Source organism: Planktothrix mougeotii LEGE 06226 (genome assembly GCF_015207485.1).
Lineage (GTDB): Bacteria > Cyanobacteriota > Cyanobacteriia > Cyanobacteriales > Microcoleaceae > Planktothrix.
On the sequence record NZ_JADEWU010000034.1, the window covers coordinates 1 to 20,634 of the forward strand.

Consider the following 20,634-nt stretch of genomic DNA (forward strand, 5'->3'; position numbering starts at 1 on the left):
GGCAGGTTCTTACGTGTTACTCACCCGTCCGCCACTAAAGTATTGCTACTTCCGTTCGACTTGCATGTGTTAAGCAGACCGCCAGCGTTCATCCTGAGCCAGGATCAAACTCTCCATTTTGAAGAATTTGTAGCTCTTCTGTTGACTAGACTTGCTAGTCATGTTATCTTTTGGGAGTCCTCAGTCTTTTAACTGATTCCTCCGATAGTTTTTTGACTAGGAGTTCGTTAATTCGACTTTCAAACGTATTTTTTTTTCTAGGTTCGGTGCGCTTTCGGTTCTTTCGTCTCTCAAGCGCATTTACCAATGTATCTAATCTCTTCGGCTTTGTCAACCCCTTTTCTTAACTTTTTTTTGATCCAGGGGAAATCCTTGTCTGGCAAGGGTTGTAGTTTCTCCAGATCTTGGAGAGCTTGGAAATTTAACTGGGGGCATAGCGAAAATCCAGCGAAAATTTTTTGAACGTAGGCCTAGGGCTGGAATCTTTCCTAACTTCAAGGTAGGTTGCTTGTCCATTCATAAAGGTTACTTAGGGCATCGTATAGACCCTAAGCACCGATGGCAAAAGGATAAGTATTGATGGGAGTGTGTTTTGCCTGCGAGAATTTAGAACGATAATATATAGTCATCAGCGACGGGATAACGAACGGAATCCGGCAATAAACTCCTTCTGAGTATGACTACCCCCTGACATTCGTTTATTATTGAGTCGATTTAGGATCATGTACTTACTTTTGCCCACAGTGCAACACCACCACCTCTTCCCCTAGCAGCAATAAGATTAGGGGTGATTACAAAAAAGGCAAAAAAAGCTTGTTTTTTGATAGAATCTTGATAAAATTGTTGAGCATTACTTGGAGTTCCAGGCATTTTTCCATTGTAGAGGTTTAATCCTAAGAATTTAGCCGTAAGACAGGTAAAGTCAAAAGCTAGAATATTGTTTTTTTCTACAAATTTAGCAGGGCCAGTTAGGATTAAATTCAACCCATCCAACTGAACAGAATTTTGAATAATTCCTGCATCTATTTTCGAGGGTGGATTGAAGGGTAACAGGGGATGGGGATATTGAGAATAGATAATTTGTAGACTTAAAAATCGAGGAATATAAAACCCGCTTCCGATAAAAACTCCGGCTTTTTTACGGAGTTTATGGGTTCCACTTACCCAACACAGTCGCCAAGTTCCAACTAAGGATTCAAAACTATAGTGTTCTTTGTTTTTTTTAGCCCAATGTTCACATCGAATTAAACTTTCAGCAACAATATGAGAGTCGATTTTTTGTTCTTGACCCGTTAACACAAATTTAGCTACTTTTTCTAACAAGAGAATATCATTTTGCATAAAGTTGGGGACTATCGACTATTGGTTGTGGAAGGAACTAGAAATTTATCCTATCATAAACATCAAGAGTTAAAAAACTGTTTAGGAATTTTACTCGATAATCTAGGGAACCCATAATTGACATTACTCCTCATTTTTGATTTACATTTTATCCAATTCTTGACGTAATTGTTCTAACTCATTATCAAATACATCTGTTTTTGATAATGAGTTAGTCTGAATATGAGGATCACTTATTGTATGATTACTTGAAATTTGTGCTTTTAATGCTGCCAACTCATCATCAACCTCACTTGTTGCTTCTAAAGCAGCCAATTTACTTTCAAAATCTGAGCCTGCTAATTTTCCTGCTGCTGAACGAGCTTCTAGTTGTCTAACTTTCTCTTCCATTCGTTCAAAGGCTGTTGTTGCATTATAAGAATTAATTTCACCTAACAAATCTTGTCGATTATTAATTTCAATCTGTGCTTTTGCAGCTTTGATTTTAGACATTAGTAATGATTTTTTAGACTTAGCATCAGAAACCTTTTGTTCAAAAACTAATAATTGATGTTTAAAAGAAGTAACTTTTTCTGTATGAGTATCGAGTTGCTGCTTAATTGTATTTAAAGTATTCAACGATAATCGTTTTCGATTTAATGCTTCTATGGCTAAATCTTCATAACCTTTTTTTAAAGCAAGTTCGGCTCGTGATTGCCATTGATCAACTTGCATTTTAGTTTGATTATATTGTTGTTCAAGACGTTTTTGAGCAACAATGACTGGAACAATCGCTTTACGGAACTTAATCATATCTTCTTGCATATCCAAAACCGCTTGTTCTAACAGCTTTTCTGGATCAATTCCTTGCTTCAAAAGACGAATTAAACCTGCTACACCGAGTCCAGCAATAGCTCCCGCAGCACCCATAGAAGCCATTCCCACACCAAATGCTGTTCCTCCTGTGGCGACTCCAATACCCCCTATCGCAGCAGACAAACCTGCACCCGCAACTGCACCTGCGGTGGCTGCTCCCACTGAGGAAGTATCCCCTTCTACCATCATTCTAATTGCTTCATAAAGTGCAAGTCCTGTTAATGCACCAGCCCCAGTTAATCCAACTGTTCCAACACTAAAACCTGTTCCGGCTGCTAAAATTCCTACTTGACCAACAGAAGCACCTGCTAAAGCACCCCCTGTAGCAAAGGCTGAACCTGCTGCAAAATTGCGAGAATCTGTTTCTGAAGAGTCGAGATAAGAGTTGACATTAGCTCTAATTAAACGACCCATTCGATTAAAGAGTTGACCCATGATTTTTAACTCCTCTAAGATGACATCTTGAGCTATTTTTCGTTAATTTATTCACTCCGTAACTTATCTATTTATCGGCTAGATCCCTTTGTTTCCAAAACTCATCTCGTGCAGCTTGTTCCGCTTCTAATTTCGCTTTTTTTGCAGTTTCTAAATTTTCATTGAGTTTATTAGCGATCGCATTTTCTAACTGTTCTTGTTCAGAATTTTGTAAATGATTATCGACTAACTTTTTAATCCCATACCCTGCTAACCCCACAATCGCACCTGTTGCCACAACAGGGGCCATTCCAATCCCAACGGCAGTTCCCGCCACCGCTAAACCCATACCACCCACAACCGCAGAAACCCCAGCACCTCCAACCGCACCTACCGCTATTGCCCCTAACGCGGTTGCATCTCCTTCTTCTAAGGCTTTTTTCGCACCATAGGCTGCTGTTCCCACCACTGCACCTGCGGCTACAACGGGTGCTGCACCGACCGCCACGCCCCCAAAACCACCGACTAACCCCATTCCCCCAACCGTTGCTGCAACTCCGCTTCCAACTGCTGCTCCTGTCGCTGCGTAACCTGTCGCTTCTGCAACGTTTTGCAAATCCTGATTATCCTTGTCAGTCATGGTGGTTGCCTAAAATGTTGACCTTGATATTAAATTAACAAAAATAACAATATCTGGGAATTGGTATTTATACGGAAGTTTAATACTATTAGTGATACTTCAATATTGATATTTTTTGTTGATCATTAATTGACATTTATTCAATAAAAACCTATTTTAAAATACGCGCTCCTTTGCCTCTATTGCAGTCAATACAAAGAGTCTGTAAGTTATTAATTTCATGAGTTCCGCCTTTTGAAAACGGCTTAATATGATCAATTTCTAGCTGTACCTGTGTAGATTTTCGACCACAAAAACGACATTTATAATTATCTCTAGTTAAAACAGACACTCTCACTGATGCGGGGATATGACGAGACTGCTTTTTATTTTTAGATTTATTCTCTAATTTCGGGTTGTCAAGATTAAGATTTTTTGGTTTTGGCTTGGAATATTTAGTTGGTTTTTGCTCATTAGCATTATTAATCAAATCTCGAAGAAATCCTCTTACCATTTTTTGTAAAGGATTGGGCTGTTTTTTTGTCATAAATTATTTGAAACATCAAACTTTAGTGAGATGGATGATAACCGATTATGTAATGCTTGAAATCAAAAAGGTTGTCAACTCACCCACCCTACCGTTAATCAATTTTCTATTGGCTTTAATCTTTCAGTGCTTTCTTAAGTCCAAAAGCAGCTAGTCCAACAACTGCACCTGCTGCAACCACAGGAGCCATACCAATTCCAATGGCAGTTCCACCAACCGCTAAACCCATTCCTCCTAATAACGCTCCTGCTCCTGCTCCTGCTGCGGCTCCCCCAGCAGTAAAAGCAGCGGCTTCTTTTAAATTGTCTTCAGATTGTTGCTGACTCATAACTTTAATCTTCCGTAAAAGAGGGGTTTTAATTAACCTGCTCTAATCTTAATAGAACTCAACAGTCAAAACATCAGTAAAATTACTGATGTTTTGAGAGTATCCAGTTAATAATACTGAGATGTAAATCTACTTAGATTTGTGTGTCAATTAATACATTATCGGAATTCTGCTTAAGAGTGATTGATTGTAAAAATTGTAAAATCTCCACTTCAGCGAATTTAGGTAAAAATGTAATACAATACGGTAAGGACTATTAGTAAAGATTCTGTCTCATGGCGAGTACCACAGTAACCCGTAAAGGACAGGTCACAATTCCTAAAGTTATTCGAGACTACTTGAAACTCGATACAGGTAGTAAAGTGGAATTTGTCATTGATGAAAATGGACAGGTAAAAATTCTTCCTCTGAATGTTTCGGTTGAAAGTTTATCGGCGATTTGGCATCGTCCTGGGATGAAAAAAGCTACCTTAGAAGATATGGAAGCTGCTATTTATAAGGAGGTAAATGATTGGACATGATACTAATATTTTAGTTCGTTATTAAAAATATCAGACAGGAGGATTGAGTGGAATCGGGTGAGGAAGAAACTATCGAAATTATTGCAGCAGATATTATTGATTCAACAGTTGAGGTAGGAAGTGGTTGTATTTGGCGAGGGAAGGGTCAAGAGCCTCAATGGGATAATCCTAAATCAAGTAAAGCTTACGATCATATTATCCGCCATCATGGTTCCAAGCTCAAATCCAGTAACTTACAAGGAAGATCAGCAAGTACAAATCAGGATCAAGGACAATGGTTAAATGATCAAGATTGGGTAATAGCAGAAAAGTTAATCCCTAAATATTATGGGCAGTACATTATTAAGTTTAATCGTCCGATTGGTAGAGTTTATCATTCTGATAGCAGGATTACTGAAAACGTTTATTATGTTGAAATTGGGAGAAAGTATGACGGAACAATTAAATATGCTTATCCAGTTGTTCAGCCTAAATCAAAATAAGTCAAAGCCAGGTAGATTAGCATGAAAGAAATAACGAATTTTAGTTTTAAAATTGATGATCAAAATGTAGAAAATTACGCCTTACCTCCAGAAGATCCATTAGGAGAATTATCTGATTTTGAATTAGGGTTCCGGCGTTTTTGTTATGAGCATAATCAACGAGTTATCTGGGAAATTGGTGAGATCCAGTTTACTGTATTTTTTGACCCTGATATTTGTATGTTATTTGAAGATCGCTTTCCCGAACAAATTGGTCAATTAGAACAGGGTCAAAATATTCGGATAGATTTTGTTGAAAGTTGCCATATTACGGTTATTTTAACCCATGAGGGTGAGCAGCTTAATTGTCAATTAAGGGAGTTTAATGATCAGTACAATCAGTATAATTATAAGTTGGATAAACAGCAAGTTTTAGCAGGGTTAAGAGCAATTCTGGGGGGGTTAATGTTATTGGCTTCGCAACAAGGTTATATCACGATAGAAGATATGGCAGAGTTTATTAAACCAGCTTTTTCTTCCCCCATGACAGTCTAACACGCGAAACTTTTGAGTATGTTTTACAACATTTCAAATTGGTTCGTCCTGCGGTAAAATATGGGCTAGAACAATCTGGAAAATAACAAAACCTAACTATCAATGACTTCACTACAAGAACCAGCCAAACATCTCAAAGCTAAAGCTATGAAACCAGGGGGTCGTCGCCCTGCGAAAGAACTCTGTAGCGAGTGCGGTCTGTGCGACACCTATTATATTCATTATGTGAAAGAAGCTTGTGCGTTTCTAAATCAACAAATTGCTGAATTAGAAGCAGAAGCTCACGGACGTCGCCGCAATTTAGACAACTGGGATGATGTTTATTTTGGGGTGCATCAAGATATGATGCAAGCTAAGAAAAAACAACCCATTGAAGGTGCACAATGGACAGGAATTGTCAGTACCATTGCCATTGAAATGCTCAACCGAGGGTTAGTGGAAGGGGTGGTTTGTGTTCAGAATAGTAAAGAAGATCGTTTTCAACCCCAACCTGTAATTGCGAGAACCCCGGAAGAAATTTTAGCAGCCAGAGTTAATAAACCTACCTTATCCCCAAATTTATCAATTTTAGAACAAATCGAACAGTCGAATTTAAAGAAACTGTTAGTGATTGGGGTCGGCTGTCAAATTCAAGCTTTGCGGTCGGTTGAGAAAGAATTAGGGTTAGAAAAACTCTATGTTTTGGGAACGCCTTGTGTTGATAATGTTACCCGTGCGGGATTGCAAAAATTCTTAGAAACGACAAGTAAATCCCCAGATACTGTTGTTTATTATGAATTTATGCAGGATTTTCGAGTTCATTTTAAACATGAGGATGGTTCTTTAGAAACGGTTCCCTTTTTTGGGTTAAATACGAAGGAATTAAAGAATATTTTTGCACCCTCTTGTTTGAGTTGCTTTGATTATGTCAATTCTTTGGCGGATTTAGTCGTTGGATATATGGGGGCAACGTTTGGGTGGCAATGGATTGTAGTTCGCAATGAAACCGGACAATTTATGTTAGATTTAGTTCGAGATCAACTCGATACTCAACCTGTTATCGCTCAAGGCAATCGCAAACAAGCGGTGCAACAAAGTATTCCCGCCTATGATAAAGCAGTTACATTACCAATGTGGGCTGCCAAATTAATGGGGGTAGTGATTGATAAAATCGGCCCTAGAGGGTTAGAATATGCTCGGTTTTCGATTGATTCTCACTTTACTCGCAATTATCTCTATGTTAAGCGAAATCACCCTGAAAAGTTAGATGCTCACGTTCCTGATTTTGCTAAAAAAATTGTAGAACAATATCATCTGCCGAATTCTTAACCAGAAAACCACGCATAAGTTTTAAAATGCTTATGTGTGGTAGAATACAATTAATGAAATTGACGAAGATACCCATCAATTCTCCAAGTTAAACCTATAGTCTGGATTTGGAGTCTTTATTGGGGATTTTGAGCTAGTTTAAGGCCCATGAGGGGGACTGCTAAAATTAGCAACACCAACCAAGGCGCTAAAACTAAACTCGCTAACAAACCAACTAAAGCAATTCCCCTTGCAATAACCTGAACGATTTCTTCGTTGGTGCTTACACTCAGTAAAGCTGCAAAAATGGAAATTGCAAGGGATAACAAAGAAGGTACTAACATCACTACAAACCCTTCATTCAAGGTAAAGGTAAAACAGTGTTGTGCGTTCCTTCGGGAAAATTCCCTACTTCCGTCTTCCTCAAACCGCTAAAATATCACCCTCCTATTCAGCGCATGGGGGAGATGAACGATGACTATTTATTTTTATTATTGAAATTATACCACATTTAACTAGAATGTCGGGCTGTATTCGCACGCTGTACTATCAAGCAAGTCAGGGTGCGGATACAGCCCGACCAACAAATAAACGCGCCTTGGCATCGACATTTTCCTCTCACGGGGTGACAACCCAAGAGAGCCAACTTTCCTTTGCGAAAGCGAAGGAGTATTCCCAGCAGGGATGGGGATGGGGGAAGAGCAGAGATGAGGACAAGCCACTAACCGTCAACTCATACTCCCTTTAATATTTCTTCACTAACAAATATTGCTGATTCTGCTTCTAGTCTTAAATTTTTATTAAGTTTTTGCCACAAGCCGTTAAAAGCAGCCTAAGAATAGATCAAGAGAAAAAATTTTTTTCGACGAATTAATCTAGCAATGGAGGAAGACTGGGTAAAATTCAAGGGTTTATCCTTGGGGATCAAGGATTTCTGACTAAAGAAAGAGTGTAAAAATAGGATTAGGGTGTAAAAATTAATTTAGGAATTAATAAAAGAAACGAATCCATCTGTTTTGTCAGAATCAACAGAATATTCGCCGATTTCCCTATTATTACCACTCTTAAAAAATAGCAGAATAAAAATTGATTTTGACAAAAAATTATAAATGGGCTGGAACCCAAAGGATTAAAAATGGCTACTAAACAAACGGTTCGTTGTCCTAACTGCGGAACTTTAGCAGAACGGTCTTACACCCACAAAATCACCCAAACTCAATGTCATCGTTGCGACTACTTAATGATTACCTGTTCTGTGACGGGTAAAGTTGTGGAAGCTTATGCACCAGGACTTTCCCTTCGTTGTTGAAAAAGAAATCAGGCAGAAGAAGCGTGTAATCAGTTATCAGTGACCAGTCGTTAGACCTACTTGGGGCTGATTTCACTTCTCTGCTGTTCTTCCCTTGTTGTTTAAAAATCTGAATCAGAGGCAGTATCTTCTGAGGTTCCGGGCAAACAACGCAAGATTTTGGGGAGTTTCATCGTGAATGTGGAACCTTTACCCAACTCACTAATCACTGATAAATCCCCACCCATCATTTGACATAATTTTTGAGTAATGGTTAACCCTAAACCTGTTCCACCATAACGGCGAGTGGTGCTTTCGTCAGCTTGAGTAAAGGGATTAAAAACCGTTACTAACTGTTTAGGGGTCATGCCAATTCCGGTATCAATCACTTGAAAAACAATAACCGTTGAACAGGTTTTAGGGACATCGGGGAGAGAACAAGCTTCATTAATGCCTTCCTCATTTAAACTTAGTAATTCTGAGTCTAGGGTAGGATTTCCATTCAGATTAACCTGATCGATTCCTTGTTGAAAAACTTTTAAGGTGATTTGACCATTTTCGGTAAATTTGCACGCATTACTAAGAAGATTTAATAAGCATTGACGAACTTTCGTTAAATCAGTGTGCATCAAATCTACATCTTCTGCCACGTCTAAAATAAACTCATTAAAATTCTTCGCCACCGAAGGTGCAACCGTGGTTTCCACTTCCCAAAGCAGTGTAGCGACTTTAAAGGTTTCTAAATGGAAATTCATGCGACCCGCTTCTATTTTAGAGAAATCTAAAATTTCACTAATTAACGTTAATAAATGTTGTCCTGCCACATAAATATTTTTTAAATCTCCGACCAATTCATCTTGGTTTAACTCTTCAGCATCTTCAATTAACAATTCACTGTAGCCTAAAATTGCATTCAGGGGGGTGCGAAGTTCATGACTCATATTCGCTAAAAATAAACTTTTAGCATGGTTAGCTGATTCGGCAGCTTCTTTTGCCGTTCTGAGATCCTCTGCCTGTTGACGTTCCGTAATATCATTCGCCATCATCAGTAAACAGGAAATTCCCTCTAAATCAATTAATTCAATCGAGACTAACCAATCTCGAATCCGTCCTGATTTTTGGCGAACTTTTAACTCAACATTACTAATCTGATTTTGACGTTGTAATTGTTTTTTCAGCTTGAGATGTTGTTGAGGATAAACCCACATCTTTAATTCTTCGGGAGTGTGATGCAGAACATCTTCTCGATTCCAACCAATTTGACGTAAAAAACTATCATTAACATCTAAAAATAACTCCTCAACCAACGTCATAATACTAATCCCAATCGGACTGGCGCTAAAGGTTTTGTAAAATCGTTCTTCGCTGGCTCTTAAAGCATTTTCTGCTTTTTTCCGATCCGTAATATCTTGAATTGTACTCGTAATGTGACTCGAAGTAATCACCGCCTGTTCAAAAACAATCCGTTCCTCACCATTGATTAATTTCAAACGATAATCAATACAGTAAGGTTTTTGTTGAAATAAAGCTTGATCAATATAATGTTGTACAAATCTTCGGTCTTGAGGATGAACAAATTCTAAAAATTGAGGAAAACTAGGTTTAACACCCTGGGGGGTTGTTCCTAACATCCGATAAAGTTCATCCGACCAAAATAATTCATAACTACTGATGGTCAAATCCCAATGACCTAACTTGGCAATGCGTTGAGCATTGGCTAAACTCGCTTCACTATTTCTCAAGCTAATTTCTGCTTGTTGACGTTCTGTCACCGTTGCTGCTAACACTAAACCTGTAACGGCGATCACCAAAATAAACGCCTGCAACGAAAAAATTTGAGGCGTATCCGTACCCCGACTAAAAAACGGCCCACTTTCACGGGCTACACCCCAAACCGCAAAACTGGCGGTAATAAAATGGCCGAGTGCCGTTCCCCGTTGACCAAATCGTAAAGAAGCCCAAACAAAAAAAGGAAAGGGTAAATATTCCAAGGGAAAACTAATGGTTGCGGAGCGGGTGCGAGAACAAAATACAAACCAATTTAAGGCGAATAATAGTAATAACCAAATCCCAACCTCGACCTGACGCATCCACAAAAATTGACGAGGAGACCGTTCAATTAAGCGTAACCGTGTTGTTCCTAAAGGTAAACTTTGAGACAATGCGTTGAGGAAAGATGAAAATGGGGAGGCCGGAGTTTTGCAGCGATAGTAATACCGTTGAAATTCACTTCCCCAGGTTAATAGTACCGGAGTTACCACTAATACCCCAATAGCATTTCCCAGCCATCCCGCCACCCAAGTTTCTCCAAAATCTTTCCACAATAACCAGCCATTTAAACAACCCACGAGCAGGGTAATTGTGGGATGAATCAGGGTGGCAATGACTCCTGCTAAAATCATTAATCCCAGAACATCTTTGAGACGTTTCAGTTCCGGGGAAAAGCCCAGATGATGCAGTAAGTGAGTCCCTAAACACGCTTGTAATGTGGCTCCTACACTGGAAAATACCACCACTATTAGGGGGATTTGTTCTGTTCCGAGAAGGGAAAAAAAGCAACCGAGGGTAATTGCGGGCCAATATCGATAACCAGACAACAGAATAATCCCTTGGGCGACTCCTGCTGTCGGCAAAAATAAGGTTTGGGTAGGACTCAACATTAAATATTCAATGGTCAGCTTCCCAATGAGCCAGTAGGCTATCGCCATCAAACCCACTGCACCGAGGTATCGGCCATTGGTGACCTTCGCACGTTCAAGGGATTTCATTAACATTGTCGTTATGAGTAAGCTGATGTGGAGTGAGTAACCCTGAATTTCTAGTTTAGATTGCTTCTTGGGGAATTGCTTGAGTTTGATTTAGATTGCCTATGCTTTAAAAATAGATGGGAAAAAGCGAAAAAGCCGTTGACAATTTTGCTTTGAATTCCTGTATAGAACGAATACGAATTGTCCCTAAATCTACTGATTTTTTAACTAAGGTTAGATCAGTCACGCATTAGGGTATTAATCAAGCCCACCCTAAAAATATCCCGGATGATTAATAGTTTAACAGATTCGATTCCAGAAATATCACAAGAGTCAGCGAGACTCGCAGGTAGATACTTAAGATTCAGTCTCAGAATTCATCATTAAGGGTTGGGGGTTGAGCCGGAATGGAAGCGATAATCGCATCAATCACTTTCCCCACCGGAAGAATTTGTAACCCTAAATCCGCAGGACTTTGACCTCTGGGGATAATCGCCCGTTTAAATCCCAATTTGGCCGCCTCCCGCAGTCTAAGTTCCAGTTGGGACACCGGACGCACCTGTCCTCCTAACCCGATTTCCCCGATTAAAATGGTTCGGGGATCAACCACGCGATCCCGAAAACTGGCAACAATAGCAATGGCTATCCCCAAATCTGCTGCGGGTTCTTCCACTTTTAAGCCCCCCACCGAGGCTACATAAGCATCCAATTTAGACAACGGAATCCCCACCCGTTTTTCTAATACCGCTAAAATTTGTAATAAGCGGCTACTGTCTACCCCGGTTGTTGCTCGTCGGGCCGAACCGTAACTAGCGGGACTGACTAACGCTTGAATTTCCACCACAATGGGCCGAGTCCCTTCTAACGCCACCACCGTTGAAGTCCCCGGAGCAAATTCATCTCGATTTCCTAAGAATAATTCTGAGGGATTAGAAACTTCTTTTAATCCATGGGCGACCATTTCAAATACCCCGATTTCATGGGTCGCTCCAAACCGATTTTTCATTGACCGTAATAACCGATGGGAGGCAAAGCGATCGCCCTCAAAATATAATACCGTATCAACTAAATGTTCCAAAACCCTCGGCCCTGCAATGCCTCCATCTTTAGTGACATGACCAACAATTAATAAGGTAATATTTTCCCGTTTTGCGACTTGCATTAAAGCAGAGGTGCATTCCCGTACCTGCGCCACCGAACCCGGTGCAGAGGTGAGACTGGCGAAATAAATGGTTTGAATACTATCAATAACGGCTAACTGCGGTTTTAAAGATTCTAATTCTCTTAAAATCACTTCTAAATCCGTTTCAGGAAGTAAGTATAAGTTGTCTTCGTGATGTTGGGGTGTCACAGATTCAGACTTCGGGGGAGGATTTTTTTGCCCATTTTCTGGGGAATTTGACTTTTTCTGTCGCCGACCTTTAAGCTGTTCACTAAAGGGATCAACTGTTGTAGCAGAAGGTTGGGAATTGCCGTTTTCTGGTTCAGGTGAGGGGTCTGTTTCCTCATCCACACCCACCCCTAAACGTTGCGATCGCAATTTTACTTGCTGTCCCGACTCTTCGGCTGAGACATAGAGTACCCGACTGCTGTGGGATAAACGATTTGCCACTTGTAACAACAGCGTAGACTTGCCAATTCCGGGTTCACCTCCGATTAAGACTAAAGAACCTGGAACAATACCCCCTCCCAAAACCCGATCTAATTCTCCATAACCTGATGGCATCCGGGATTGGGATTGATCGGAAATTTGGGATAATCGGAAGGAAGATCGAGGTTGTCCGGGTTTAGTCACTTCCGGTGAACCCTCTGGGTGTTCTGGGCTCAGGTTACTCCAACTAAAGCGTTGCAAAGAGGTCGGAGGCGGTTGTTCAACTTGTTCTTCCAAAGAATTCCACGCATGACAAGCAGAGCACCGACCAAAATATTGAGGAAATTCGGCGCCACATTCGTGACAAACATAAAGGGTGCGAGATTTTGCCATGGTTGAGAATCATCAAGTGAAATGCAAGAAAACCTTAAAACACAACAACTTTTAATTAGAGCAACTTTAAAAAAGTTTAAAGCTGATTCATCTTGGCAAGAATAGTGATTAAACTTTTGTTACAGCTAGTGATCGATGTCCCAGGAATACGGGGATATAATTGGGGATCTCCATGGGGGTTCCCTTAATGATAAGGTAAAAAAATCAATACATTTCTCAAACTAAACTTAACATAAGTTGAGATTCGCCTAGTACAGTCGCGCCAGCCACGAGTTCATACCGTAGGCTAAGGCCTTACCCCAAGGCAATGGGTGTGGTTGTCAGCTAGAAATTCCTTAGATTCAGGGTTGCGAGTCTTACTGTTGTTCTATCTAAACTGTAACTTAATGCAACTAAGGGAGCGTTGAAATCCATTGGAAAATCATAAAGAAAAAATTTTGGTTGTTGATGATGAGGCCAGTATCCGTCGGATTTTGGAAACTCGCCTTTCCATGATTGGTTACGATGTCGTTACCGCCGCCGATGGAGAAGAAGCCTTAGAGACGTTCCGCAAAACTGACCCGGATTTAGTGGTCTTGGATGTGATGATGCCCAAATTAGATGGGTATGGCGTTTGCCAAGAGTTACGCAAGGAATCCGATATCCCGATTATTATGCTAACGGCCTTGGGGGATGTCGCAGATCGGATTACCGGGCTAGAGTTGGGGGCGGATGATTATGTGGTTAAACCGTTTTCTCCCAAGGAACTGGAAGCGAGAATTCGTTCAGTCTTACGTCGTATTGACAAAAATGGCGCATCGGGGATTCCCAGTTCCGGTGTCATTCATGTTAGCAATATTAGAATTGATACCAACAAGCGACAGGTTTACAAGGGAGATGAACGCATCCGCTTAACGGGGATGGAATTTAGTTTATTAGAACTTTTAGTCAGTCGTTCTGGTGAACCTTTCTCTCGGTCTGAAATTTTACAAGAAGTCTGGGGATATACCCCAGAACGTCACGTTGATACCCGTGTCGTGGATGTTCATATTTCTCGTCTCCGGGCTAAGTTGGAAGATGATCCCAGTAATCCTGAATTAATCTTAACGGCCAGGGGAACTGGTTATTTGTTCCAACGCATTATTGAACCGGGGGAAGTCGGTTAAATAATTAAGAATTACGAATTAAGAATTAAGAATTAAGTAGTTAATTTAACTCGTAATTCGTAATTTCTAATTCGTAATTACTCTTTCAGCTTAATTCAGATGCAGTTATGGCGACATCAGATCGGAATCGGGTTTTACGATTATTACCGATATTTGCAGGAAGTTTAGGGGGGGTGCTACTCCTGATCAATCGGGTTCTAACCCCAGAATTATTGGACTCTCAAGCGCGTTCTGATGCCTTGGGGGTCATTTTAAGTGCGGTGTTGATTTTAACGGGGTTATTGTGGCAACAAATTCAACCGAGATCCCCGGATGCGGTTGAGTTAATCGGAGAACAGGGGTTTGAATTGAAACCGGATTTACCTGAATTTGTTAAAACTGAATTAGCTTGGGCTTCTCATCTATTATTAACAAATACTATCACCCGTTCTCTTGTGGTTTATTATCAAGGTGAAGTTTTATTACGGCGAGGAGTATTAGGGAACAATCCTACTGTTAATCCAGGGCCGATTTTACAACGAGTTTTAGAGAAACAAAAACCTGTCTATTTAGTCAATTTAGCGTTATATCCGGGGCGAATTGAATTTGATTATTTACCCGAAAATACCCAGGGGGTGATTTGTCAACCCCTAGGAAATCAGGGGGTTTTAATTTTAGGGGCTAATGCACCTCGGAGTTATACCAAACAAGATGAAAATTGGGTGGAAGGAATTGGGGATAAGTTAGCGAATACCTTGTCCAATTTACTGAATGAAACGTCAACTTTGATCTAGGAATTTTAAAATGGCATACCCCGATACAATGACTGTCCGGGTATTTTATATAATATGATGAACAAATGGGTAATAGCTCAGTTCAAACCTCATCCAGACATTTAAAAGAATTCTAATTTTCTAGCTTGAATCTTGACTCAGTTTGGGTTCAATTTAGAGAGTTTGGAAGACAACTGAGGCTGAAGTCAGTGGACAAAATCCAAGAAAGTTGAGAAAATCTTAATTTTTTGCGATTAACAGATCACATTTTTTCCACAGGGGAACTTTACCCGTAAAATATTCGGTAGAGTAGGGAATCGGGAATAGAAGGATTTTACAGATGATGAAGTAGGATAGCACAATTGAATTCTCTGTTAATTTGTAAAACCGTTAAAATGTTGACTTTGGAGTCTAGGTTATGGAGATAATATTTGAGTCTACTGAAGAATTTGAAGAGGATTTAAAAACCTATAGTGAAGCGGAACAAACACTGATTTTGCAACAGCTTCATGAATATTCTTCCTGTTTATTACAAGTTAAAGGGTATCGAGAAAGACGACTTCATCAATTTTATCAATTTGATTTACTAGGGGATTATGCTTCCTCTCTCTATTCTTTTATTGTTAATTATTACTTACGAGTGATTTTAACAATTGATGATGATCCTTTATTTAATCGCACGATTATTACATTATTTAGAGTGGTAGATAGTCAAGTTGCAGCCCAAGTCTATCAACAAGTTGGAAAATCCCTTTATCAATCTTTCTTACAATCTACGGACTTTATGGAGGTTCAATCAAACAATGGTACAGTTGTCGCCGTCACTGGTTGATGAACGGGGAATTATTCGTAAAGCGTTAACCCTGCTTCCCCCCCAACTTCGAGGTCGATTTTTAGAAGTTTTAGCAGAATTACAGGATGAATCTTGTTATCGCTATCAACGATTTTTTAAGACTAAACTGAAACGAATTAAAGGAATACAAATTCCCCTTTATTGCGCCCGAATTGATGATGCTGAACGCTGGAAACTTTATCTCTACTATCAAGAAGGTAAATTATATTTACAGGATATTATTTGTCCCCTTCCTAAAGCCAATAAAGATAGTTTAGATATTATTGCTGAATTAAATGATTTTTAGAAAGTAGAGACGTTGTATACAACGTCTCTACGGTTTTAGGACGGATAAACCTGTCGATAATAAGCTTGATATTCCTCAGATAATAAGGGCTCCCACCAATGGCGATGGGTTAAATACCAGCCGACGGTTTGACGTAATCCTTCTTCAACGGTAACTAATGGAGCCCAGCCTAATTCCGTTTTAATTTTAGTGGCATCAATGGCATATCGTCGATCATGTCCGGGTCTATCTTTAACAAAAGTAATTAATTGATTAGACGGTTTTATCGGTAAATGTACGGCTAATTCATCCATAATCCGACATAATATTTTAACTAAATCAATATTCTTAACTTCATTATTTCCCCCAATATTATAAGTTTCTCCCGGTCTGCCATGATGAATTACCGTATCTAAAGCCCGACAATGATCTAAAACATACAACCAATCTCGCACATTTTGACCATCCCCATAAACCGGAAGCGGTTTCCCTAATAAAGCGTTAATACACATTAACGGAATCAGTTTTTCAGGATAATGATAGGGGCCGTAATTATTAGAACAATTAGTAATAACGGTGGGCATTCCGTAGGTATGATAATAAGCCCTGGCTAAATGATCACTTCCGGCTTTTGAGGCAGAATAGGGACTATTAGGAGCATAAGGCGTCTTTTCTGTAAACGCATGATCATTTGGGCCGAGACTACCATAAACTTCATCGGTTGAAACGTGCAGAAACCGATAATGGTCTGGTTGACCTTGGGCTAACCAATATTGACGAAAGGCTTCTAAAAGGGTAAACGTCCCAACGACATTGGTTTGCACAAACGCATCAGGGCCAAGAATTGACCGATCAACATGGGATTCTGCGGCAAAATGGGCAATAGTATTGATCTGTTCTTCTTGTAACAGACGATCAATTAAAGTGCGATCGCAAATATTCCCTTCGACAAATCGAAAATTCGGGTTATTCTCCAAACTGGCTAAATTCTTGCGATTTCCCGCATAGGTCAACGCATCTAAAACCACAACCCGGTCATCGGGATACGCACTAAACCAATGATGGACAAAGTTTGAACCGATAAACCCCGCCCCCCCGGTAACCATGATGCGATGGGGTGAACGAGTGCCTATATTATCGTAGCTATACTGAACAGCCAATGTCATATCCTCCCAAGATCTGCTGGATAAAAATCATGCTGAAGATTCCGTTTAAAGCCCTGATCCGATAAACTGTTGATCATTGTACTCGTTGAGATGGCTCTCTAAGGGAAATTACGCCAGAAATTAAATCGGATGTGAGGACATTGGAGTGAGTGACCACAAGACTATCGCCCTGGCTAAAGCCGGGGATGCAACAGCAATTGCTATTTTAATCAATCAGGCGCTACAACCCAAAGGGGTAACAGCAAAAGCCACTCGTCAAGACCACCATCTCAGCGTGGTTTTGGAGTCTAGCCAAGTTCCCAATGCTCAAGCCTGTGTGCGGGTGGTTCATAATGGTTTGATGCGGTTAGATGCCGCCTGTATTGGGTCGGTGACGATTTCCGCATTCCGTCGAGGTCAGAAAAAAGTCGCTTGGACACAAACTCTGGTTCTGAGAGAGTTCGTCTCTAGCCCTCAACCTTCCCCGGTCAGACCCCCAATTCCTCCGAAACCTCAACCCCAACCTCAACCCCGACCTCAAAAAACGCCTCAACTCAAGGTATCCCTTCCTAAAGTTTCAAGTCCAAAACTGCATATTTCGGTTCCTAAAGTTGTTTTCCCTAACCCTCAAATTTCAGTTTCTAAACCTTGGTTAATTGCGGGTTCTGTTAGTTTAATGGTTTTGCCATTATCAGGATTTTTAGTTAACCAAAATCATCAACAAATTACAGCTATTTTAACGGGAATTCCTCAAAATATCTCTACCAATTTCCTTAAAATCCCTTCTCTATCCTTAGCAGTAGAACCCGTTTCTACACCCTCCCCAGTTCACCAAACCGCAACACTGAAAACTCTGAATCAAGTCTCGCAGTTAACCTTAACAACGCTGCAAAATCCGATTAATCCTGATTTACAACTGACGATTCGGGCTGTTGGTGATATTATCCCAGGAACGAATTACCCTTATCATAAATTATCTTCTAATAAAAAAGCTTTATTTGCGGATGTGAAACCGGAATTAAAAGGCGATATTGTTTTTGGTAATTTTGAAAGTACATTAACGAAATATCCCTATAGTGCAAAAGCCATCGGTCGGGGGTTAGTGTTTGCTTTTCGCACTCCTCCTGAATATACGACTTTATTGAAGGATGCCGGATTTAATATTTTGAATGTTGCGAATAATCATTCTTTTGATTTTTTTGAAGCGGGTTTTAAAGATACCGTTCAGAATATTCAAAAAACGGGAATTAAGCCAGTGGGAGAAAAGGGAAAAATTGTTTATCATGAAGTTAAAGGGGTAAAAGTTGCCTTTATTGGATTTAGTAATTATGACGCTCATAATAACTTAAGTAATATTGAAGCGGGCAAAAAGTTAGTTAAGCAAGCTCAGAAAAATGCTGATTTTGTTGTAATTTCTTTTCATGGTGGAGCGGAAGGAACAGGTGCGTTAAATGTTAAGAATAAAACGGAATATTTTTATGGAGAAAATCGCGGAAATTTAGTGTTATTTTCTCATAGCATGATAGATGCAGGGGCTGATTTAATCTTAGGACACGGCCCCCATGTTGCCAGAGCATTAGAACTTTATAAAGGTAAATTAATTGCTTATTCTTTAGGAAATTTTATGGGATATCGAACCTTATCAACCTCTGGAGAGTTAGGATATTCATTAATTTTAGAAGCAAAAGTTAATCCTCAAGGAGATTTTATCAGTGGAAAAATTATCCCCGTTCAATTAGATTCTCAAGGGGTTCCTAATTTAGATAATCAGTCTAAAAGTATTAAGTTAATTCGCAATCTCATTCAACAAGATTTCCCCAAAACCCCTTTAAAAATTGATGATGAAGGCAAGATTTCAATCAAAAAACCTTAAATATTCGTCTTTTGACTTAGAATTATGCTAAATTAGTTCTTAAAATAGGTTTCTGTGCTGATGAAGTCAGCTTCAGTGCAATAACTCGGATTCTGGAAAGTTCAAGTTGGAGAACACCGATGAACAAAATTTTGAGCTTATTCAGCTTAAGTCTAGTCCTAGCCAGTTTGAATTGGGGATGTGGGGAAGCATCCTCTTCTCAACAAGAAAGCTTAAGCAATCCTAATCCAAATGTTAAAGTGATTCCCTTAGATTTGTCCATGAAATCTAAAGATCAAGGGGGACTGATTGCGGTTGATGTTAATAACAATAATCAAAAAGATTTTATTATTACCCAGTCTCGTTCAAATCTTCTGGGTCAGCAACAAGGTTTAATTCAGGTTTATGATCATTCCGGTCAAAAACTCTGGGAAAAATCTGCTAAGGTGCAACTCACCACACAAGCAGAAAGCGAAGGTTTACCGGGGTTACACGCACCTGGAGTTCAAGCCGCTGATGTCAACGGAGATGGCAAAATAGAAGTTTTGTTTCTGACCACAGATAAGCGGTTACAGATTGTTGAGGGTGAAACAGGACAAACAATTCGAGAAATTCAACTTACCTCTCCTGAAAAAACTAAGCGGTGGGAACATTTAGTAATTGCTAATTTTCGCGGAAAAGGCGATCGCGATCTACTTCTACAAGCCACTGAAAATGCTGATTATCGGATGGGTCGTTATATTGCGGCTTATTCTATTGAAGATTTACTCAAACAAGATAATCCTCAACCTTTGTGGACAAGAGATGATTTTGTCGCCAATGCACATAATGGCGCACGGGTTGGAGATCTCGATGGAGATGGCTTAGATGAAGTGTTAGGAGGGACGCTAATTTCTCCAAAAGGCGATATCTTGTTTAGTCTTCCTCTTGAAGGTCATCTTGATTCTGTTTTTATTGCGGATGTTCGACCTGATATTCCTGGGTTGGAAGTTGTGGGTTTAGAAGAAGGGGGGGAAAAAAGAGAAAACGCCCAGCCCCCCAAGCGTCTTAAACGCAATCGTGTGTTTCTCTACAATAAAAAAGGACTGATTTGGGAAACAGATTATAAAAATTGGGAACCTCAAAATGCTGCGGTGGGAGACTTTGATCCCAGTCGTCCTGGATTGGAAATTTGGTGTCGGAGTCGTTTTAATACGGATCAAAAACCCTTTGTCTTTGATGCTAAAGGTCAACTCATTTCTAACTATGAATTTAGTAAGATTGCGCCTGAAGGTTGGACACAGAAAGGGGTTGAAGTGATTTTTCCGATTGATTGGACGGGGGAAGCTAAACAGTTGGCCGCCGCCAAGGAACGTCATGAACAGGGAGATGTGGCGATTTTCGATCCCCTTAACGGTGAATATCAAATTCAATTTCCTGAACAAACCTATCGCCTCTATGTTGCAGATGTTTCGGGTGATTGGCGAGAAGAATTAATCGTCTTGAGTACCAACGAACTCCGTATTTATCATAACCCTGAACCGAACCCTAATCCTAAGAATGCGTCCCTGTGGGAGCAAAACCGCTATCGTCGGAGCAAGATGACCTGGAATTATTACAGTCCTTAGATATTCCCTGGTTTTAACAAAAGCGATATACTATGTAACGAATTGTAAAAAACCCTTCCTTTTTGGCA

20 protein-coding genes, 1 rRNA gene and 1 riboswitch are annotated in these 20,634 nt (G+C 39.9%); of the genes, 11 read left to right on the forward strand and 10 right to left on the reverse strand.

What is annotated here, in order from left to right; all coding sequences use genetic code 11:
- The 6 genes from IQ236_RS15005 to IQ236_RS15030 form a co-directional block, all read right to left on the reverse strand.
- A 16S ribosomal RNA gene (locus tag IQ236_RS15005) occupies positions 1-120 on the reverse strand; the annotation flags it as partial.
- A gap of 600 nt (positions 121-720) precedes the next feature.
- On the reverse strand, positions 721-1,341 hold the full coding sequence (locus tag IQ236_RS15010) for a hypothetical protein (protein ID WP_193869989.1): 621 nt from the start codon (positions 1,339-1,341) through the stop codon (positions 721-723).
- A gap of 141 nt (positions 1,342-1,482) precedes the next feature.
- On the reverse strand, positions 1,483-2,631 hold the full coding sequence (locus IQ236_RS15015; RefSeq protein ID WP_193869990.1) for a PspA/IM30 family protein: 1,149 nt from the start codon (positions 2,629-2,631) through the stop codon (positions 1,483-1,485).
- Between the two features lie 67 nt (positions 2,632-2,698).
- The gene (locus IQ236_RS15020) at positions 2,699-3,250 is read right to left on the reverse strand and encodes a hypothetical protein (protein WP_228041656.1); all 552 of its coding nucleotides are present in this window, start codon (positions 3,248-3,250) and stop codon (positions 2,699-2,701) included.
- 151 nt (positions 3,251-3,401) lie between these two features.
- Positions 3,402-3,776, reverse strand: a complete 375-nt coding sequence (locus IQ236_RS15025; protein WP_228041657.1) for an HNH endonuclease — start codon at positions 3,774-3,776, stop codon at positions 3,402-3,404.
- Positions 3,777-3,891: 115 nt separating this feature from the next.
- On the reverse strand, positions 3,892-4,104 hold the full coding sequence (locus IQ236_RS15030) for a hypothetical protein (protein WP_193870024.1): 213 nt from the start codon (positions 4,102-4,104) through the stop codon (positions 3,892-3,894).
- A gap of 275 nt (positions 4,105-4,379) precedes the next feature.
- Between IQ236_RS15030 and IQ236_RS15035 the strand changes: the two genes are divergently transcribed.
- The 4 genes from IQ236_RS15035 (at position 4,380) to IQ236_RS15050 (ending at position 6,949) form a co-directional block, all read left to right on the forward strand.
- Positions 4,380-4,625, forward strand: a complete 246-nt coding sequence (locus IQ236_RS15035) for an AbrB/MazE/SpoVT family DNA-binding domain-containing protein (RefSeq protein ID WP_193869991.1) — start codon at positions 4,380-4,382, stop codon at positions 4,623-4,625.
- A gap of 47 nt (positions 4,626-4,672) precedes the next feature.
- Positions 4,673-5,107 carry a hypothetical protein gene (locus IQ236_RS15040; protein ID WP_193869992.1) on the forward strand — a complete coding sequence of 145 codons (435 nt, stop codon included), beginning with the start codon at positions 4,673-4,675 and terminating at the stop codon, positions 5,105-5,107.
- A 21-nt stretch (positions 5,108-5,128) separates the two neighbouring features.
- Complete coding sequence (locus IQ236_RS15045) at positions 5,129-5,641, forward strand: hypothetical protein (RefSeq protein WP_193869993.1); 513 nt, start codon at positions 5,129-5,131, stop codon at positions 5,639-5,641.
- A 102-nt stretch (positions 5,642-5,743) separates the two neighbouring features.
- Positions 5,744-6,949, forward strand: coding sequence for a Coenzyme F420 hydrogenase/dehydrogenase, beta subunit C-terminal domain (locus tag IQ236_RS15050; RefSeq protein ID WP_193869994.1), 1,206 nt, complete (start codon positions 5,744-5,746; stop codon positions 6,947-6,949).
- A 116-nt stretch (positions 6,950-7,065) separates the two neighbouring features.
- On the opposite strand, the gene IQ236_RS15055 is transcribed toward IQ236_RS15050, so the two are convergent.
- The gene (locus IQ236_RS15055) at positions 7,066-7,272 is read right to left on the reverse strand and encodes a hypothetical protein (protein ID WP_072720775.1); all 207 of its coding nucleotides are present in this window, start codon (positions 7,270-7,272) and stop codon (positions 7,066-7,068) included.
- A 40-nt stretch (positions 7,273-7,312) separates the two neighbouring features.
- Positions 7,313-7,404: riboswitch (Glutamine riboswitch) on the reverse strand.
- A gap of 659 nt (positions 7,405-8,063) precedes the next feature.
- Between IQ236_RS15055 and IQ236_RS15060 the strand changes: the two genes are divergently transcribed.
- Entirely contained in the window at positions 8,064-8,237 is a 174-nt protein-coding gene (locus tag IQ236_RS15060; RefSeq protein WP_186440356.1) for a hypothetical protein, read from the forward strand.
- A gap of 101 nt (positions 8,238-8,338) precedes the next feature.
- Here IQ236_RS15060 and IQ236_RS15065 read toward each other — a convergent pair whose 3' ends face one another.
- Both IQ236_RS15065 and radA read right to left on the reverse strand, forming a co-directional pair.
- On the reverse strand, positions 8,339-10,990 hold the full coding sequence (locus IQ236_RS15065; protein ID WP_193869995.1) for a sensor histidine kinase: 2,652 nt from the start codon (positions 10,988-10,990) through the stop codon (positions 8,339-8,341).
- 343 nt (positions 10,991-11,333) lie between these two features.
- Positions 11,334-12,947 (reverse strand): DNA repair protein RadA, encoded by a 1,614-nt coding sequence (radA, locus tag IQ236_RS15070; RefSeq protein ID WP_193869996.1) that lies wholly within the window; start codon positions 12,945-12,947, stop codon positions 11,334-11,336.
- Positions 12,948-13,360: 413 nt separating this feature from the next.
- On the opposite strand from radA, the gene rpaB reads away from it, so the two are divergent.
- From rpaB to IQ236_RS15090, 4 genes are all read left to right on the forward strand, one after another.
- Complete coding sequence (gene rpaB / locus IQ236_RS15075) at positions 13,361-14,092, forward strand: response regulator transcription factor RpaB (protein ID WP_072719259.1); 732 nt, start codon at positions 13,361-13,363, stop codon at positions 14,090-14,092.
- 107 nt (positions 14,093-14,199) lie between these two features.
- Entirely contained in the window at positions 14,200-14,865 is a 666-nt protein-coding gene (locus IQ236_RS15080; RefSeq protein ID WP_193869997.1) for a cofactor assembly of complex C subunit B, read from the forward strand.
- Between the two features lie 397 nt (positions 14,866-15,262).
- A complete protein-coding gene (locus IQ236_RS15085) occupies positions 15,263-15,676 on the forward strand; it encodes a hypothetical protein (RefSeq protein WP_228041658.1) in 414 nt (137 codons plus the stop codon).
- On the forward strand, positions 15,648-15,983 hold the full coding sequence (locus tag IQ236_RS15090) for a hypothetical protein (RefSeq protein ID WP_190523242.1): 336 nt from the start codon (positions 15,648-15,650) through the stop codon (positions 15,981-15,983). Before IQ236_RS15085 ends, IQ236_RS15090 begins: the two co-directional genes overlap by 29 nt.
- 35 nt (positions 15,984-16,018) lie before the next feature.
- Here the strand turns inward: IQ236_RS15090 and rfbB are convergent, their stop codons facing one another.
- On the reverse strand, positions 16,019-17,128 hold the full coding sequence (gene rfbB / locus IQ236_RS15095) for a dTDP-glucose 4,6-dehydratase (RefSeq protein WP_193869998.1): 1,110 nt from the start codon (positions 17,126-17,128) through the stop codon (positions 16,019-16,021).
- Between the two features lie 145 nt (positions 17,129-17,273).
- Here rfbB and IQ236_RS15100 point away from each other — a divergent pair, with 145 nt between their 5' ends.
- Both IQ236_RS15100 and IQ236_RS15105 read left to right on the forward strand, forming a co-directional pair.
- Positions 17,274-18,980 (forward strand): CapA family protein, encoded by a 1,707-nt coding sequence (locus tag IQ236_RS15100; protein ID WP_193869999.1) that lies wholly within the window; start codon positions 17,274-17,276, stop codon positions 18,978-18,980.
- Positions 18,981-19,099: 119 nt separating this feature from the next.
- Positions 19,100-20,566: a rhamnogalacturonan lyase family protein gene (locus IQ236_RS15105; protein ID WP_193870000.1), complete on the forward strand. Its 1,467-nt coding sequence runs from the start codon at positions 19,100-19,102 to the stop codon at positions 20,564-20,566.
- Positions 20,567-20,634: the final 68 nt, after the last annotated feature.

Excerpts from the sequence above, each read along its gene's own strand:
- IQ236_RS15010 (WP_193869989.1), bottom strand. The coding sequence starts at position 1,341 with ATGCAAAATGATATTCTCTTGTTAGAAAAAGTAGCTAAATTTGTGTTA.
- IQ236_RS15015 (WP_193869990.1), bottom strand. The coding sequence starts at position 2,631 with ATGGGTCAACTCTTTAATCGAATGGGTCGTTTAATTAGAGCTAATGTC.
- IQ236_RS15020 (WP_228041656.1), bottom strand. The coding sequence starts at position 3,250 with ATGACTGACAAGGATAATCAGGATTTGCAAAACGTTGCAGAAGCGACA.
- IQ236_RS15025 (WP_228041657.1), bottom strand. The coding sequence starts at position 3,776 with ATGACAAAAAAACAGCCCAATCCTTTACAAAAAATGGTAAGAGGATTT.
- IQ236_RS15030 (WP_193870024.1), bottom strand. The coding sequence starts at position 4,104 with ATGAGTCAGCAACAATCTGAAGACAATTTAAAAGAAGCCGCTGCTTTT.
- IQ236_RS15035 (WP_193869991.1), top strand. The coding sequence starts at position 4,380 with ATGGCGAGTACCACAGTAACCCGTAAAGGACAGGTCACAATTCCTAAA.
- IQ236_RS15045 (WP_193869993.1), top strand. The coding sequence starts at position 5,129 with ATGAAAGAAATAACGAATTTTAGTTTTAAAATTGATGATCAAAATGTA.
- IQ236_RS15050 (WP_193869994.1), top strand. The coding sequence starts at position 5,744 with ATGACTTCACTACAAGAACCAGCCAAACATCTCAAAGCTAAAGCTATG.
- IQ236_RS15055 (WP_072720775.1), bottom strand. The coding sequence starts at position 7,272 with ATGTTAGTACCTTCTTTGTTATCCCTTGCAATTTCCATTTTTGCAGCT.
- IQ236_RS15060 (WP_186440356.1), top strand. The coding sequence starts at position 8,064 with ATGGCTACTAAACAAACGGTTCGTTGTCCTAACTGCGGAACTTTAGCA.
- IQ236_RS15065 (WP_193869995.1), bottom strand. The coding sequence starts at position 10,990 with ATGTTAATGAAATCCCTTGAACGTGCGAAGGTCACCAATGGCCGATAC.
- radA (WP_193869996.1), bottom strand. The coding sequence starts at position 12,947 with ATGGCAAAATCTCGCACCCTTTATGTTTGTCACGAATGTGGCGCCGAA.
- IQ236_RS15080 (WP_193869997.1), top strand. The coding sequence starts at position 14,200 with ATGGCGACATCAGATCGGAATCGGGTTTTACGATTATTACCGATATTT.
- IQ236_RS15085 (WP_228041658.1), top strand. The coding sequence starts at position 15,263 with ATGGAGATAATATTTGAGTCTACTGAAGAATTTGAAGAGGATTTAAAA.
- IQ236_RS15090 (WP_190523242.1), top strand. The coding sequence starts at position 15,648 with ATGGTACAGTTGTCGCCGTCACTGGTTGATGAACGGGGAATTATTCGT.
- rfbB (WP_193869998.1), bottom strand. The coding sequence starts at position 17,128 with ATGACATTGGCTGTTCAGTATAGCTACGATAATATAGGCACTCGTTCA.
- IQ236_RS15105 (WP_193870000.1), top strand. The coding sequence starts at position 19,100 with ATGAACAAAATTTTGAGCTTATTCAGCTTAAGTCTAGTCCTAGCCAGT.